The organism is Methylophaga sp. UBA4204 (genome assembly GCF_002379485.1).
Taxonomy (GTDB): Bacteria; Pseudomonadota; Gammaproteobacteria; order Nitrosococcales; family Methylophagaceae; genus Methylophaga.
Map to the genome: position 1 here is coordinate 65,185 of NZ_DFTU01000047.1, position 14,413 is coordinate 79,597.

Consider the following 14,413-nt stretch of genomic DNA (forward strand, 5'->3'; position numbering starts at 1 on the left):
ACTTTTTTATTAGCAGGTTTACGACGGCGGCGACGGCGAGGTTTACGTTTATCTGTCTCTGCGCCATTACCTAAAGCATTTACCATTTCGGCCTGCGCAGTAGCAGATGTCTGCTGAAAGGTTGTCCACCAGTCAGTCAGCTCTTGCAAAGGTTCACCGGATTGGGCCCGCAATGCCAGAAAATCGTAACCAGCACGAAACTTGGGATGCAATAACAAAGCAAAAGCACGTTTACCCTGACGGCGTGTCAATCGTGGTTGCATGGTCCAGATATCACGGGTAACCAGACTGAAGCGTTTGGGAATGGCGACGGTTTGAATCTGCTCGGATAATACTTCACCGGCAGCACGCTGCATGGCGGGTATTTCGGGCATTTCCTTACTCAGTTCCAGCCAACGTTGGCGCAATGGCTCCCATAATAATGCAGCGAACAAAAACGCGGGAGTAACCGGCTTGTTGTCAGCCAGTCTTTTATCGGTATTTTCCAACGCTTTCATCAGCAAAGTGCGAGGAAAACCATTATTTTCCTGATGTAACAAAGCCGCGGTTTGAGGATAAAGATGATCAAACACACCGTAGTGACAAAGTAACTCGTGAGTTACTGCTGCCTGCCCACTTAAATACAGTTTTAAGGTTTCATCAAATAATCTGGCCGGAGGAATATCGCTGAGTAATGGGGCCAGATCCACAATCAATTGTTCGGTTTCGGCTTCCAGCTTTAAACCCAATTTAGCCATAAACCGTACAGCACGAAGCATTCTCACCGGATCTTCACGATATCTGACGGGTTTATCACCAATTAAGCGAATCAGACCTGCCTGCAAATCGGCAATACCACCGGTGTAATCAACAATAGAGAAGTCTCTGATGTTGTAATAAAGGGCGTTAATGGTGAAATCGCGACGCCATGCATCCTGCTCTAATGTGCCGTACACATTATCCTGCATGATACGACCTTGCTTATCGACATGATTTTTAGCTTCAGGTGGCGCTCGGAAAGTGGCTACTTCAATAATCTCATCACGACCAAAGCGCACATGAACCAGTTTGAAACGACGACCAATTAACTGGCTGCGACGAAATAACCGATGCACCTGCTCAGGCAGAGCATTGGTAGAAATATCAAAATCCTTGGGTTCGTAACCTAATAACAAATCCCGTACACAGCCACCGACCAGATAGGCCTCAAACCCAGCATCTTTAAGGGTATAAAGCACTTTTAAGGCACTGGGACTGATTAACTGTCGAGAAATATTATGATCGGCGCGCGACACAATAAGTGGTGCGGCTCCCTCGGCTGCTGCACGGCTTTTTTTACCGGCTTTGATCCGTTTGAATGAATTAATGAGTGAATTTATCGAAAGCATAAGGTGCGAATAATACCATGCTTAAAGACGATAGCCGGAAATTGCATTAATTTATCTCATTGCCCGGCGAACCGGGGCAAATGACTGTCGGTGAATTGGTGAAGGTCCTAAATCCATTAGTGCTTGCTGATGCTGTACCGTCGGATACCCTTTATGCTTCGCGAGTCCGTAGCCAGGGTAAAGCTGATCCAACACCAACATTTCACGATCTCTGGCAACCTTTGCCAATATGGAAGCCGCCGCTATGGCTGGTTCACTTAAATCACCTTTAATGATTGTGGTGACCGGACAAGTCAATTGGGGGGCATGATTACCATCAACCAGTGCATGTTCCAGCTCAAAAGGCAAAGCGGCCACTGCACGTTGCATCGCTAATAAGCTGGCTTGCAAAATATTTAATTGATCAATTTCTTCCACTTCTGCCCGGCCCAACGCCCACGCATAAGCATATTCCTCAATTAACGGGACAAGTTGTTCGCGGCGCTTTTCACTGAGCTTTTTAGAATCGGTCAATCCTGTAATAGGTTTATTAGGATCGAGTATGACTGCTGCGGTCACCACTGGCCCTGCCAAAGGCCCCCTGCCAACTTCATCTATTCCAGCAATTAAAACAACCGACTGCATTAAATTAAACTCAGTACGAGTTTGGCAGCATTCTCTGCCCCGCCACTTGGACCAAGTGCTTGTTTGACCTGCTGACGAATGTTTTCAGCATGTTGCTGCCGTTGGGGATGGGTAAGCAGATCCATTAGCTGCTGTTCCAACCGGACTGGCGTAACGTCATCCTGGAGCAACTCTTTAATCACCGGCTGTTTTGTCACAATATTGCATAACCCAACATAGGGAATTTTCACCAGACGTTTGAGTATCCGGTAACTCCATGGAGAAACTTTATAGGTAATAAAATGGGGGACTCCCAGTAACGCAATTTCCAGCGTCACGGTACCCGATGCAGCAACAATCGCATCACAGGCCTGGATAACCTCATAAAAATCATCCTTGATAACCCTTACATTCAAACATGAGCCAGCCAGATACTGTTGCAGAAAGCTTTCATCAATACCGGGGGCCTGGGGAATGACTATCTGAATCGGAAAATGCCGTTTTTCTATTCGTTCAGCCGCTTCCAGCATCACTGGCAGTAAGACTGAAATTTCACTGCGACGGCTGCCGGGAAATAAACCAATAACCCGAATATCTTTATCTAATAAGAATTTTTCCCTTGCTGCAGTTTTGGATAACTGGGTATGCACAGCATCAACTAAAGGATGCCCTACACATGTAACGGCAACCTCTGCTTTCTCGTAGATTTCCTGTTCAAACGGAAATAACACGGCCATATGATCAACATCACGTTTGATTTGTTCGATGCGCCCTGCCCGCCAGGCCCAGATCTTCGGACTGATGTAATACAAAACTTTAATGCCGAGTTTTTTGGCTTGTTTTGCCAGTTTTAGGTTGAAGCCAGGATAATCAATCAAAATTAACAAATCTGGTGGCTGACGACGTAATTCCTCGACCACCTGATTAAAAATGCCTTTGATTTTGGGATAGCGTTTGATCACCTCCACTAGTCCCATTACCGCTAATTCAGCAAAATCAATACTAATATCAGCCCCTGCAGCCCGCATTTTGTCACCGCCAATACCCGTTATATAGATTGAAGGTTGCTGCTGCTTTAATGCGGACACCAGACGAGCGGCATGCGCTTCGCCCGAAGCTTCACCCGCCACAATGTAAATATGATGACTCACTAATACTGGCTCAGTCTTCTACATACCCGGTTAATTCAAGTCCAAAACCGGAAACACCGGTCAGCTTGGTTGGAGTACCAATCACCCGCATTTTACGTATCCCTAAATCTGCAAGGATCTGCGCGCCAACACCAAAGGTTCTCAGATCCCAGCTGGCTTTGAACGGTGCAGCTTCGCCTTGATCCTGCTGCTGATAACGGGCGATTTTTGCGGCCAGTTGTTTGTTCTGTTCTGGCTGTCTTAATACCACAAGCACACCTTTTCCAGCTTGCTGAATTCGTTGCATCACATCCGGTAAAGGCCAATGGGTTGGTTCACGTTTCGATGCCAGTAAATCCCCTAAAGGATCGGCCATATGCACACGTACTAATGTTTCCTGTTCTGCATTAATTTCGCCATATACTAACGCCAGATGGGTTTGACCACTTACATCATCCTGGTAACTGTGCAGAGTGAAATCACCATATTCGGTGGGAAATTCACAGGTCGACATCGCTTTAATCGTCATTTCATTTTGCAGACGATAACTGATTAAATCTGCGATCGTGCCTATTTTAAGCTGATGGGTTTCGGCAAACTTTTCCAGATCCGGACGGCGGGCCATGGTGCCATCATCATTGAGAATTTCGACAATAACTGCGGCCGGCGTACAGCCTGCCAGATAAGCCAAATCACAACCTGCTTCTGTATGTCCGGCACGAGTTAAAACGCCACCTGGTTGTGCTTTTAATGGAAAGATGTGTCCGGGTTGCACCAGATCCTCAGGTTTAGCCTGAGGTGCGACGGCTTTTTGGATGGTTAATGCACGATCAGCTGCAGAAATACCAGTGGTCACGCCATCAGCCGCCTCAATTGAAACAGTGAAGTTGGTGGCATAAGGTGTTTGATTATCGATCACCATAAGTGGCAGACGCAACTGACGGCAACGATCTTCAGTTAATGTGAGGCAAATCAATCCCCGACCGAATTTAGCCATAAAGTTAACGGCTTCAGCAGTAACTTTATCCGCCGCCATCACTAAATCGCCTTCATTTTCGCGATCTTCATCATCCATGATGATGACCATTTTGCCTTGCTTGAGGTCGTCGATAATTTCCTGGGTGCTGTTGATTTGCATTTAGCGAATATAACCCTGTTGAGTGAGAAAATCCCGGCTGATGGTGGAGCCAGTCTGAGGTAACAGACGTTCAAGGTAACGGGCAATCAAATCCACTTCCAGATTGACCCGAGTGCCGGTTTGATAGTGTTTGATAATGGTTTCTTCAAGCGTATGCGGAATGATATTGATATCAAAACCTCCATCAAATACGCCATTCACGGTCAGACTGACCCCATCGATGGTAATTGAACCTTTTTCTGCAATATAACGCTCCAGCTCTGTCGGGACTTTTATCTTATATTGCCAGGAACGGGCCGAAGCCGTTTTACTGATCACTTCACCTAAACCATCAACATGCCCGCTAACCATATGACCGCCTAAACGATCCCCAACGGCAAGGGCTTTTTCAAGATTGGCTTCACTACCCTTTTTTAATTGTCCCAGACTGGTTCGTTGTAGGGTCTCCTGAGAGACATCAAACTGTAAACTTCTGCTCGCCATTTCGACTACGGTTAAACACACACCATTGACCGCGATACTATCGCCCAGTTTTACGTCAGTCAGATCCAGTTTGGCCGGATCAATATGCAAACGAATATCTCCGCCGCGTGATTCCAGTGATTTCAGCTGGCCTACGGCCGCGATAATACCTGTAAACATGTTTAAAAAGCCTCGTTGTACTCTGGGACTGCGGTAATACGCCAGTCCTGACCAATTGCCCGTATATCGGTAATGTGTAATTGAATATTTTGCGCCATGCGATCCATGCCCGGTAAATGAAATACGGCTCTGGCCGCATCCCCCATCAGTTTTGGTGCCACATAAAAAATCATTTCATCAATTAATTGTGATCGTAACAAAGCACCATTTAAAACTGCACCTGCTTCGACCATTACTTCATTAATTTCACGCTTGGCCAATACAGCCAGCATACCGCTCAAATCAACCTGATTGTTTGGCGCAGGTAATACAATGGTTTCCACATCAGCGCGAACCATTCGCTCACAAGCGGTAAACAACAATACTTTAGCGTCATTGAGGATCCGGGCTGAAGTCGGCATACGCAGTTCACTGTCGACGACAACTTTTAGCGGCTGACGGATGCTCTCACCATGAGGATACCAGTCATCTACATGTCGAACGTTAAGTAACGGGTCATCTGCCAGTACCGTACCGACCCCTGTCAGGATCGCTGAGCTGCGAGCCCGGAGTTTCTGTACATCGGCACGCGCTTCAGCGCCGGTTATCCATTTACTTTCTCCTGAAGCCATTGCGGTGCGGCCATCAAGACTCATCGCCATTTTACTTCGTACATAGGGTCTGCCGAGGCGCATACGTTGAATGAAGCCTGGATTTAATTGTTCCGCCTGGGATTGCAAAATCCCCTGATGGACTTCAATACCCGCGTGTTCAATACGTTGAATACCCGTTCCAGAAACAACCGGATTCGGATCAGTCATTGCAACAAATAAACGTTTGATACCCGCACGGATTAATGCATCAGCACATGGCGGAGTTCGTCCAAAATGACTGCAGGGCTCAAGGGTTACATAACAATCTGCACCTTCTGCATCATGTCCGGCATCATGCAGAGCATTTATCTCGGCATGTGCTTCTCCGGCACGATGGTGCCAACCCTGGCCGATTATCTGATCATTTTTTACAATCACACAGCCAACGCGAGGGTTTGGATCTGCTGTATATAATCCTTTCCAGGCAAGTTGTATTGCCTGTGCCATAAATTGTTCGTGTTGGCTCATTGGGAATGCCTCCACAGATTAATGTTCGTTATGATTGTAATCGCATTCGAATGATGCGTTGGAACAAACTGGTGCTGACCGTAAGATTCAGCTGTCTTTGTCAGATAATGCACGATTTTCCATACGTTCAATTTCTTCCCGAAACGCATTCACATCCTGAAAACTTCGATAAACAGATGCGAATCGGACATAAGCTACTTCATCCAGTTCACGTAATGCATCCATTACCCAATCACCCACAAGACGACTTTGCACTTCTCTTTCACCCGTTGCCCATAAGCGTCGAGTGATAGTTTTTACGGCATTATCAATAGCGTCAATGCTGACCGGGCGTTTTTCCAGGGCCCGCATAATGCCCGCGCGTAATTTATTTTCATCAAACGCTTCACGGGTGGCATCACGCTTAATCAACCTTGGCAAACTCAGCTCAGCGGTTTCATAAGTGGTAAACCGCTCATTACATTCCTGACACATACGACGTCGTCGAATCGCATCTCCCTCAGAAGAAAGACGCGAATCGACGACTTTTGAATCTTCAGCTCCGCAAAACGGGCAACGCATCAGTCAGCTCAAACTTATGAATAAACTGGCAATCGTTTGCAGATCGTCATTACTTTGTCACGAATAGCTGCAATCACTTTTTCATCACCATGACTATCAATAACATCACACATCCAGCCTGCCAAATCGGTGCAATCCTGCTCGCTGAAGCCACGTGTTGTAACCGCAGGTGTTCCGACACGAATACCAGAGGTAACGAATGGTGATTGTGGATCATTAGGCACAGCATTTTTATTGACCGTAATATGGGCATTACCCAACCAGGCATCAACTTCTTTACCAGTCAAACCAGCTTCAATAAAGCTGACCAGGAACAAATGGTCATCGGTTCCTTTAGAGACTACATCATAGCCACGTGCCATAAAGACTTTGGCCATCGCCTGGGCATTTTTCACAACTTGCTGTTGATAGGTTTTGAACTCCGGCAACATTGCTTCCTTGAAAGCAACTGCTTTTGCCGCAATGACATGCATTAATGGCCCACCCTGAAAACCAGGGAAAACGGCTGAGTTCAGCTTTTTCTCAATTTCAGGATTGGATTTGGCCAGAATCAGACCACCACGCGGGCCTCTTAATGTTTTGTGAGTCGTTGTGGTTGTCACATCAGCGATTTGGACCGGATTTGGATACAGGCCTGCAGCGACCAAGCCGGCAATATGAGCCATATCAACCAGTAAATATGCACCGACTGAATCCGCAATATTACGGAATTTTTGCCAGTCGATAATGCGAGAATAAGCCGAAAAACCGGCAACGATCAATTTAGGCTGATGTTCTTTTGCCAGTCGTTCAACTTCACTGTAATCAATTTCACCAGAATCACTACTGATGCCATAAGCCACGGAGTTATAGATTTTGCCAGAAGCACTGACTTTTGCGCCATGAGTTAAATGACCACCGTGTGCCAGACTCATGCCCAGAATCATATCACCGGGTTGCAATAAAGCCAGATAAACTGCAGCATTGGCCTGTGAACCTGAATGTGGTTGCACGTTAGCGTAATCAGCACCGAATAAAGCTTTTGCTCGTTCAATAGCCAAATCTTCAGCGGTATCAACGTGTTCACAACCGCCATAGTAACGTTTACCGGGATAACCTTCTGCGTATTTGTTGGTTAACAATGAGCCCTGAGCTTCCATCACCCGTGGGCTGGTATAGTTCTCAGAAGCAATTAATTCGATGTGATCTTCCTGACGCTGTTCTTCAGCAGAAATTGCCTGAAACAACTCGTCATCAAAATCAGCAATGCTCATGTTTTTTTTGTACACAGTTTTCCCCTGTAGCGGCTGTAAATGCCCGCATATTGTATCCCACAACGCACGTAGCATCTATGTAAGAATAGACTTTTTAATTCATCCAAACTGGAGTCATTATGAAAATAGGTATTCTTGGTGGTGGCCTTATGGGAAATGCCCTGGCACAACACCTTCTCACCCAACAATGTGAGTTGAGTATTTACAATAGAAGTATTGAAAAAATTGCAGATTTAAACACACATGGCGCCCGTATCTGTAGTGCTGCCAGTGAAGCTGTTGAAAAAAGCGAGATTGTCGTTTTACTGTTAAGCGATGCCGATGCTATTGCTACCGTTTTAGACAGTGTTGCGCCCGGCGCATTTATGGATAAGTTGTTTATCCAAATGGGTACGATCGCACCACAACAGTCGCAGCACATTGAACACCAGCTAAACAATGCCGGTGCAGAATATCTTGAGTGCCCGGTCTTAGGAAGTTTGCCAGAAGCGCGAAGCGGCAAACTGATTCTGATGGCAGCTGGAACAGAGGATAATTATCAACAGGCGCTTCCTTTATTAAAAATGATTGGCGAAACGCCTCGATATATTGGAAGGACTGGCCAGGCAGCGACCATTAAGTTAGCGTTGAATCAATTAATTGCTGGCCTTACAGCAACCTTTTCATTAAGTCTGGCCTTGATTGAAGAGAATGGGATTGACGTTGATCAATTTATGCAGATTTTGCGTGAAAGTGCTTTATATGCTCCAACCTTTGATAAAAAGCTGGATCGTATGCGCAATCGTGATTTCAGCGATCCTAATTTCCCGACCAAACATCTTGCAAAAGATACTCGTTTATTTCTCGAGGTTGGGGAGCAACTTCGTCTTGATACCAGTGCATTAGAAGGTATCAGTCGATTACTGGATAAAACAATTGCTATGGGTCTGGAGAATACTGATTATTCGGCAATATATGCCGCGATTTCACCTGATAGAAAATAATTCCATGATCAAAAACGCCCTCTGTTAGAGGGCGTTTTGATAAGGCTTACAACAGGAATTACAAGCTAAACAAATCACGGCGAATAATCGTTTCACAGCGGTCGGGACCGGTGGAAATAATATCAATCGGCACACCGGCCAAGTCCTGAATCTTGTTAATATAATTACGAGCATTTTCCGGCAAGGCATCAAACTCAGTGATACCCAAGGTGGAGTCCTGCCAACCAGGCATATCAATATATACCGGTTCACATCCCTCAAACTCATCAGCACTCAGTGGCAGAACGGTTACATCTTCTCCATGGCGTTTGTAACCAATGCATAAGCGAATCGTTTCCAGTCCGTCCAGTACATCCAGTTTTGTTAAACATAAACCGGTAATGCTGTTAATCCAGCTGGCACGGTTTAGCGCCACCATATCAAGCCAGCCACAACGACGATCACGACCGGTTGTCGAACCTTTTTCGTGTCCCTTTTCAGATAAATGTTTACCAATGCCACAGCTTAATTCTGATGGAAATGGACCTGCGCCGACACGAGTAGCATAGGCTTTGGTAATACCCAATACATAATCAATATGACAAGGTCCAACACCCGCACCCGTTGCGCTACCACCGGCAGTCGTATTGGATGAAGTGACATAAGGGTAGGTTCCGTGGTCAATATCCAGCAACGCGCCCTGAGCACCTTCAAACATCACGCGATCACCGTTGAGATAATATTGCTGCAGCATAGCCGGAATATCGGCAATCATTGGCAACAGTACATCACGCATGGCTAAAGTTTCATCACGTACCTGTTCAAAACTCACAGGAGCAGCCTGATAGTAATTTATCAAGGCAAAATTATGAAAGCTGACAACTTCACACAGTTTTTCCACAAATTTTTGCTCGTTAGCCAGATCGCCAAGCCGCAGCCCCCGACGAGCCACTTTATCTTCATAGGCTGGACCGATGCCTCGGCCAGTGGTGCCAATCGCGTCTTTGCCACGGCGTGACTCTCTGGCGACATCCAGCGCTACGTGATAAGGCAGAATCAACGGACAGGCAGCACTGATTTTAAGACGCTGGCGAACCGGAATACCATTGGTTTCCAATTCGTTCATTTCTTTGATCAATGCTTCTGGCGATAGCACCACACCATTACCAATAAGGCATTGAACATGTTCACGCAATATACCGGACGGTATCAGATGCAAAATGGTTTTTTTGCCCTCAATAACCAGGGTATGTCCTGCATTATGTCCGCCTTGAAAACGCACAACGGCAGAGACACTGTCGGTTAACAGATCAACGACTTTGCCTTTACCTTCATCACCCCATTGGGAACCAATTACTACAATATTTTTAGCCACGCGTGTTATTTCCTGTATCGACCACTTGCCAGCGGCCATCTTGTTGAATCAATGTTTTTTCAGTTTGTGTGGTACTGCCAGGTAAATCAAATACAACAATATTTCCCTGTTCACGTAAGTTTGAGACCAATTCAAGCTGTTGCTGATCAGTTGACCATTGCGTCGCTATAACCTGACGTTTTTCAGTTGGTTTGGGGAAACTGGTTACCAGCTTTTTCAGATCCAGGCTGAAGCCAGTCGCGGGCTGAGCGTGACCGAAATCCTGACCAATATCGTCATATCTGCCACCTAAGGCAATCGCCTGTGCCGAATTTGACTGATAAGCCGCAAAAACCACTCCCGTATGGTAGTGATAGCCTCGAAGCTCTGCCAGATCAAAATTCAATTGAATCTCTGGTAACCGTTGTTTTGCCATCTCAGCAAGAACAACCAGTGTGTCGAGTGCTTTTAATACCGAATCAGGGGCATCCTGTAATATTCGTTTTGCTTTATCCAAAACGCTGACGTCACCATTCAACTCGGATAGGGCCGCCAACATATTACTAGCGTTTTCAGCAATAGCGTAACCTGATAATAAATGCAGTATTTCCGGCAAGGCTTTGCGTTGCATGGCAGAAAACAATGCCTGCTCTTGCTCATCATCCAATTCTGCATAATCAGCTAATCCACGATAAATACCAACATGACCAATATCTAAAGAGATTGAACCTGAAACCCCACTGATCTCCAGTAACTCGACCATCAGTTGGATACTTTCCATATCACTTTCTGGACCAGCATGGCCGTATATTTCAGCCCCTAATTGGATCGGATTACGTGAACTGGCCTGACCAGCCGGCAATGTATGCAATACGCTACCGATGTAGCAAAGACGTAATACATCTGAATTATCGCGTAAACGATGGGCAGCGATTCTGGCAACTTGGGGAGTCATATCAGCGCGAATTCCAAGCAATCGGCCGGATAACTGGTCTATCAATTTAAAGGTTTGCAGATCCAGGGTTTTTGCGGTGCCGGTTAATAAGGAATCCAGATATTCAACCAGAGGCGGTACAACAAGCTGGTAGCCCCAACTTTGCATACGATCAACCAACAGCCGATGCATTCGTTCCAGCTGTGCAGCCTCTTCAGGCATTAATTCATCGATGCCCTCAGGGAGCAACCAACTTTCTTTTAGTGTCATGTAAATTAATTAACCCAGTATAAAATCAACAGGCCAGCCAGCATACTCAGCAATCCTGTTATGCGTATTTGCTGATCCGTCATTGTGGCAATTTGGAGTATGGCTCGCCTTAATGCTGTGGGATTAATAAACGGCAAAATCCCTTCTATAATCAACATTAATGCGGTGGCGAGCCATAGACTCTGAATCAGTGAGTCACTCACTGTTCCAATGTATTCAAGTCACTAAAACTGCTGAAGAAATCACCTTTCGGTTCAATGACCAGCATGTCATCTCCTTGGAAGATATGCTTGTATGCACCTAAACGGCGATAGAATGAATAAAAATTCTCATTCTGACCATACGCATCGGCATAGATTTGGGTTGCAATCGCATCACCTTCACCACGTAACATTTCTGATTGGCGATTTGCCTCAGCCAGTATTACGGTACGTTGTCTGTCTGCATCTGAACGGATTTTTTCTGCTTCTTCTGCACCGCGTGACCGTAAATCTTTCGCTACCCTTTCACGTTCAGCTTCCATCCGCGTGTAAACCGATGAACTTACTTCAGTAGGCAAATCAATACGCTTAATGCGGACATTAACAACCTCAATACCAAACTCGTTTGAAATCCTGTTTGCTTCATCCATCAAGCCACTGACCATCTCAGAACGTTCACCAGAAACCACTTCCTGAATCGTGCGGCGCCCAAATTCGGCACGTAGCCCATCTTTGATAATCTGGGATATGCGTAATTTGGCGCTTTCTTCATCTCCACCCATCGAAGTGAAGTAATCAGCAACATTGGAAATACGCCATAGGACAAAAGAATCCACAATAACGTTTTTCTTTTCGCCGGTCAGGTATCGTGCTGGTGTGGCATCAAGACTGAGAATACGACCATCGAAACGACGAACTTCATTCACAAATGGAATTTTGAAATGAATACCCGGCTCAAAGTCAGCATGTTCAATTTGACCTAAACGAAGCAATATAACGCGCTCACGTTCATCCACAAAGAAGATGGCAGAACTCATCGTGATCAATGCCAGGACAACAATAAAAATAATTGTAGTAAATTTAGAACTCATGATTATCGTCCTCCCCGGCTACGTGATCCATCTTGATCAGAAGAACTTGTTGTGGATGTAGTGGTGCTATTACCCGTTGTCGGGTAATTCAAGTTATTTAAATCTACACGAGGAGCATTACCACCACTGCTACGCATTCTATCCAATGGCAAGTAAAGAACATTGTTTCCACCGCTATCAATATCTACCATTACTTTCTGACTGCGACTGTAGACAGATTCCATAGCATCAATATAGAGACGTTCCTGGGTGATTAACGGGGCTTTCTCGTATTCGGTCATAACCTGAACAAAACGACTGGCTTCACCATTTGCTTTGGCAACCACCTGACTCTTGTAAGCTTCAGCTTCCTGAATATCACGGAAGGCCTGCCCGCGAGCCCTTGGGATAATATCATTTGCGTAGGCTTCAGCTTCATTCTTCTGTCTGACTTCATCTTCACGTGCTTTGACCACGTCTGCAAAAGCTGACTGAACCTGCTCAGGCGGTTGAACATCCTGCATACTGACACTGGTAACTGTCAAACCGGTAGCGTGAGCATCCAGCATGGCTTGCAAGCGTTGCTCAGTCCGAGTGGCAACTTCACTCCGCCCCTCAGTTAATACAAAGTCCATTGTCGATTGCCCAACAACTTCACGAACAGCACTTTCCATCATCTGACGGAGAATGGTGTCTGGAGTACGAACATTAAACAAATACTGCGCCGCATCGTTAATGCGATATTGGCCAGCAATCTTTAAGTCGACAATATTTTCGTCATTCGTCAACATCAAAGACTCAGACAAAACATTACTTTCTGGTCTGCCACCTGCAGAACGATAACCAATCTCAACAGAACGTATTTTTGCAACATCAACCACTTCAACTTTATCGATTGGATAAGGGAAATGCCAGTGAGGACCAGGCATAGCTGTGTGACTGTATTGACCAAAACGTAAAACCACACCGCGCTCGGCAGGTTCGACAATATAAATTCCGGATAGCAACCAAACCAGTAAAATAATAGCGGCGATTAAGCCAGCGCCGATTGAACCGGCTTTATTATTATTGCCTTCTGGCGGTTGAGTATTATTTCCACCACCTTTGCCACCAAACATTCCGGCAAACTTACGCTGTAGGTTTTTTACTACTTCATCAAGATCAGGGGGGCCATCATTGCCACCACCACGCTTACCCCATGGGTCTTTATCACCACTACCGGGTTCATTCCAAGCCATGTACCGCTCCAAAATTTAATTTATGATTTTCAATGTGGAAACCGAATGAATCTATTTTACGGACATGGTTGCCGATAGCAACCAAAAGTCCGTTTTAATTGACTGATTCAATCGCTGAGAGTTGCTCAGGAAAATATTCTTGTAATGCCATCCTCAATAGATCCAAGCCTTCACCTGTTTGCGCAGAAAGCCAGATACGACGTATTTTTCCTTGCTGATCCCGTTCAATTTTCGGCTGAACATTTTCCAGGCGATCAATTTTGTTATAAATAATCAATTGCGGTAACTCGTCAGCACCTATCTGTTGCAGGACATCGTCAACATGTTTCATCAACTCATCCCTGTCGAGTGCAGCGGCATCTACAACATGTAACAACAGAGAAGCATCCCGTGTTTCTTCCAAAGTGGAACTGAAAGACTCAACTAAATCATGGGGAAGCTGACGAATGAATCCGACTGTGTCAGCAATTATCAGAGGTTCAGTTTCTGCTAACCTTAATCGGCGTAACGTAGGATCCAACGTAGCGAATAAACGATCGTCAGCATAAACATCAGCAGCCGTCATTCGATTGAAAAGTGTTGATTTTCCTACGTTGGTATAACCGACCAAAGAAACAACCGGCACACCGGCACGTTGTCTTGAGCGTCTTCCCTGATCTCGTTGTGAACGCACTTTATCAAGGCGCTTCTTAAGGGATTTGATGCGTTGTCCAAGCAGCCTTCTATCTGTTTCTAACTGAGTTTCACCGGGACCACGTAAACCAATACCCCCTTTTTGTCTTTCCAAGTGAGTCCATCCACGAACCAGCC

Annotated in this window: 15 protein-coding genes; 1 reads left to right on the forward strand and 14 read right to left on the reverse strand. The window is 45.7% G+C overall.

What is annotated here, in order from left to right; all coding sequences use genetic code 11:
• The 8 genes from pcnB to glyA all read right to left on the reverse strand — a co-directional run.
• Positions 1 to 1,367, reverse strand: a 1,367-nt coding sequence (pcnB, locus tag B3182_RS06705; RefSeq protein WP_292752070.1) for a polynucleotide adenylyltransferase PcnB, incomplete at its 3' end; no start/stop codon positions are given.
• 51 nt (positions 1,368 to 1,418) lie between these two features.
• A complete protein-coding gene (gene rnhB / locus B3182_RS06710; RefSeq protein WP_292357683.1) occupies positions 1,419 to 1,991 on the reverse strand; it encodes a ribonuclease HII in 573 nt (190 codons plus the stop codon).
• Positions 1,991 to 3,121 carry a lipid-A-disaccharide synthase gene (gene lpxB / locus B3182_RS06715; RefSeq protein WP_292357685.1) on the reverse strand — a complete coding sequence of 377 codons (1,131 nt, stop codon included), beginning with the start codon at positions 3,119 to 3,121 and terminating at the stop codon, positions 1,991 to 1,993. Before lpxB ends, rnhB begins: the two co-directional genes overlap by 1 nt.
• A gap of 10 nt (positions 3,122 to 3,131) precedes the next feature.
• Entirely contained in the window at positions 3,132 to 4,238 is a 1,107-nt protein-coding gene (ribBA, locus tag B3182_RS06720; protein WP_292357688.1) for a bifunctional 3,4-dihydroxy-2-butanone-4-phosphate synthase/GTP cyclohydrolase II, read from the reverse strand.
• Positions 4,239 to 4,880 (reverse strand): riboflavin synthase, encoded by a 642-nt coding sequence (locus tag B3182_RS06725; protein ID WP_292357690.1) that lies wholly within the window; start codon positions 4,878 to 4,880, stop codon positions 4,239 to 4,241. It lies immediately after the preceding gene.
• Positions 4,881 to 4,882: 2 nt separating this feature from the next.
• Positions 4,883 to 5,980, reverse strand: a complete 1,098-nt coding sequence (ribD, locus tag B3182_RS06730) for a bifunctional diaminohydroxyphosphoribosylaminopyrimidine deaminase/5-amino-6-(5-phosphoribosylamino)uracil reductase RibD (RefSeq protein ID WP_292357691.1) — start codon at positions 5,978 to 5,980, stop codon at positions 4,883 to 4,885.
• An 87-nt stretch (positions 5,981 to 6,067) separates the two neighbouring features.
• The gene (gene nrdR, locus B3182_RS06735) at positions 6,068 to 6,541 is read right to left on the reverse strand and encodes a transcriptional regulator NrdR (RefSeq protein ID WP_292357693.1); all 474 of its coding nucleotides are present in this window, start codon (positions 6,539 to 6,541) and stop codon (positions 6,068 to 6,070) included.
• Between the two features lie 14 nt (positions 6,542 to 6,555).
• Complete coding sequence (glyA, locus tag B3182_RS06740; RefSeq protein WP_292357695.1) at positions 6,556 to 7,809, reverse strand: serine hydroxymethyltransferase; 1,254 nt, start codon at positions 7,807 to 7,809, stop codon at positions 6,556 to 6,558.
• Between the two features lie 104 nt (positions 7,810 to 7,913).
• Here glyA and B3182_RS06745 point away from each other — a divergent pair, with 104 nt between their 5' ends.
• Entirely contained in the window at positions 7,914 to 8,777 is an 864-nt protein-coding gene (locus tag B3182_RS06745) for an NAD(P)-dependent oxidoreductase (RefSeq protein WP_292357696.1), read from the forward strand.
• Between the two features lie 58 nt (positions 8,778 to 8,835).
• On the opposite strand, the gene B3182_RS06750 is transcribed toward B3182_RS06745, so the two are convergent.
• The 6 genes from B3182_RS06750 to hflX all read right to left on the reverse strand — a co-directional run.
• The gene (locus tag B3182_RS06750) at positions 8,836 to 10,131 is read right to left on the reverse strand and encodes an adenylosuccinate synthase (protein WP_292357698.1); all 1,296 of its coding nucleotides are present in this window, start codon (positions 10,129 to 10,131) and stop codon (positions 8,836 to 8,838) included.
• Complete coding sequence (locus B3182_RS06755) at positions 10,124 to 11,314, reverse strand: ATP phosphoribosyltransferase regulatory subunit (RefSeq protein WP_292357700.1); 1,191 nt, start codon at positions 11,312 to 11,314, stop codon at positions 10,124 to 10,126. Before B3182_RS06755 ends, B3182_RS06750 begins: the two co-directional genes overlap by 8 nt.
• Before the next feature lie 5 nt (positions 11,315 to 11,319).
• Positions 11,320 to 11,517, reverse strand: a complete 198-nt coding sequence (locus B3182_RS06760) for a DUF2065 domain-containing protein (protein ID WP_292357702.1) — start codon at positions 11,515 to 11,517, stop codon at positions 11,320 to 11,322.
• Positions 11,514 to 12,386 (reverse strand): protease modulator HflC, encoded by an 873-nt coding sequence (hflC, locus tag B3182_RS06765; RefSeq protein WP_292357704.1) that lies wholly within the window; start codon positions 12,384 to 12,386, stop codon positions 11,514 to 11,516. Before hflC ends, B3182_RS06760 begins: the two co-directional genes overlap by 4 nt.
• Before the next feature lie 2 nt (positions 12,387 to 12,388).
• Positions 12,389 to 13,603, reverse strand: a complete 1,215-nt coding sequence (gene hflK / locus B3182_RS06770; protein ID WP_292357706.1) for an FtsH protease activity modulator HflK — start codon at positions 13,601 to 13,603, stop codon at positions 12,389 to 12,391.
• 94 nt (positions 13,604 to 13,697) lie between these two features.
• Positions 13,698 to 14,413: GTPase HflX (gene hflX / locus B3182_RS06775; protein ID WP_292752074.1), on the reverse strand; the 716-nt coding region annotated here is incomplete at its 5' end.

Coding starts and splice junctions, on each gene's coding strand:
- rnhB (WP_292357683.1), bottom strand. CDS start 1,991: ATGCAGTCGGTTGTTTTAATTGCTGGAATAGATGAAGTTGGCAGGGGG.
- ribBA (WP_292357688.1), bottom strand. CDS start 4,238: ATGCAAATCAACAGCACCCAGGAAATTATCGACGACCTCAAGCAAGGC.
- B3182_RS06725 (WP_292357690.1), bottom strand. CDS start 4,880: ATGTTTACAGGTATTATCGCGGCCGTAGGCCAGCTGAAATCACTGGAA.
- ribD (WP_292357691.1), bottom strand. CDS start 5,980: ATGAGCCAACACGAACAATTTATGGCACAGGCAATACAACTTGCCTGG.
- nrdR (WP_292357693.1), bottom strand. CDS start 6,541: ATGCGTTGCCCGTTTTGCGGAGCTGAAGATTCAAAAGTCGTCGATTCG.
- B3182_RS06745 (WP_292357696.1), top strand. CDS start 7,914: ATGAAAATAGGTATTCTTGGTGGTGGCCTTATGGGAAATGCCCTGGCA.
- B3182_RS06755 (WP_292357700.1), bottom strand. CDS start 11,314: ATGACACTAAAAGAAAGTTGGTTGCTCCCTGAGGGCATCGATGAATTA.
- hflC (WP_292357704.1), bottom strand. CDS start 12,386: ATGAGTTCTAAATTTACTACAATTATTTTTATTGTTGTCCTGGCATTG.
- hflK (WP_292357706.1), bottom strand. CDS start 13,603: ATGGCTTGGAATGAACCCGGTAGTGGTGATAAAGACCCATGGGGTAAG.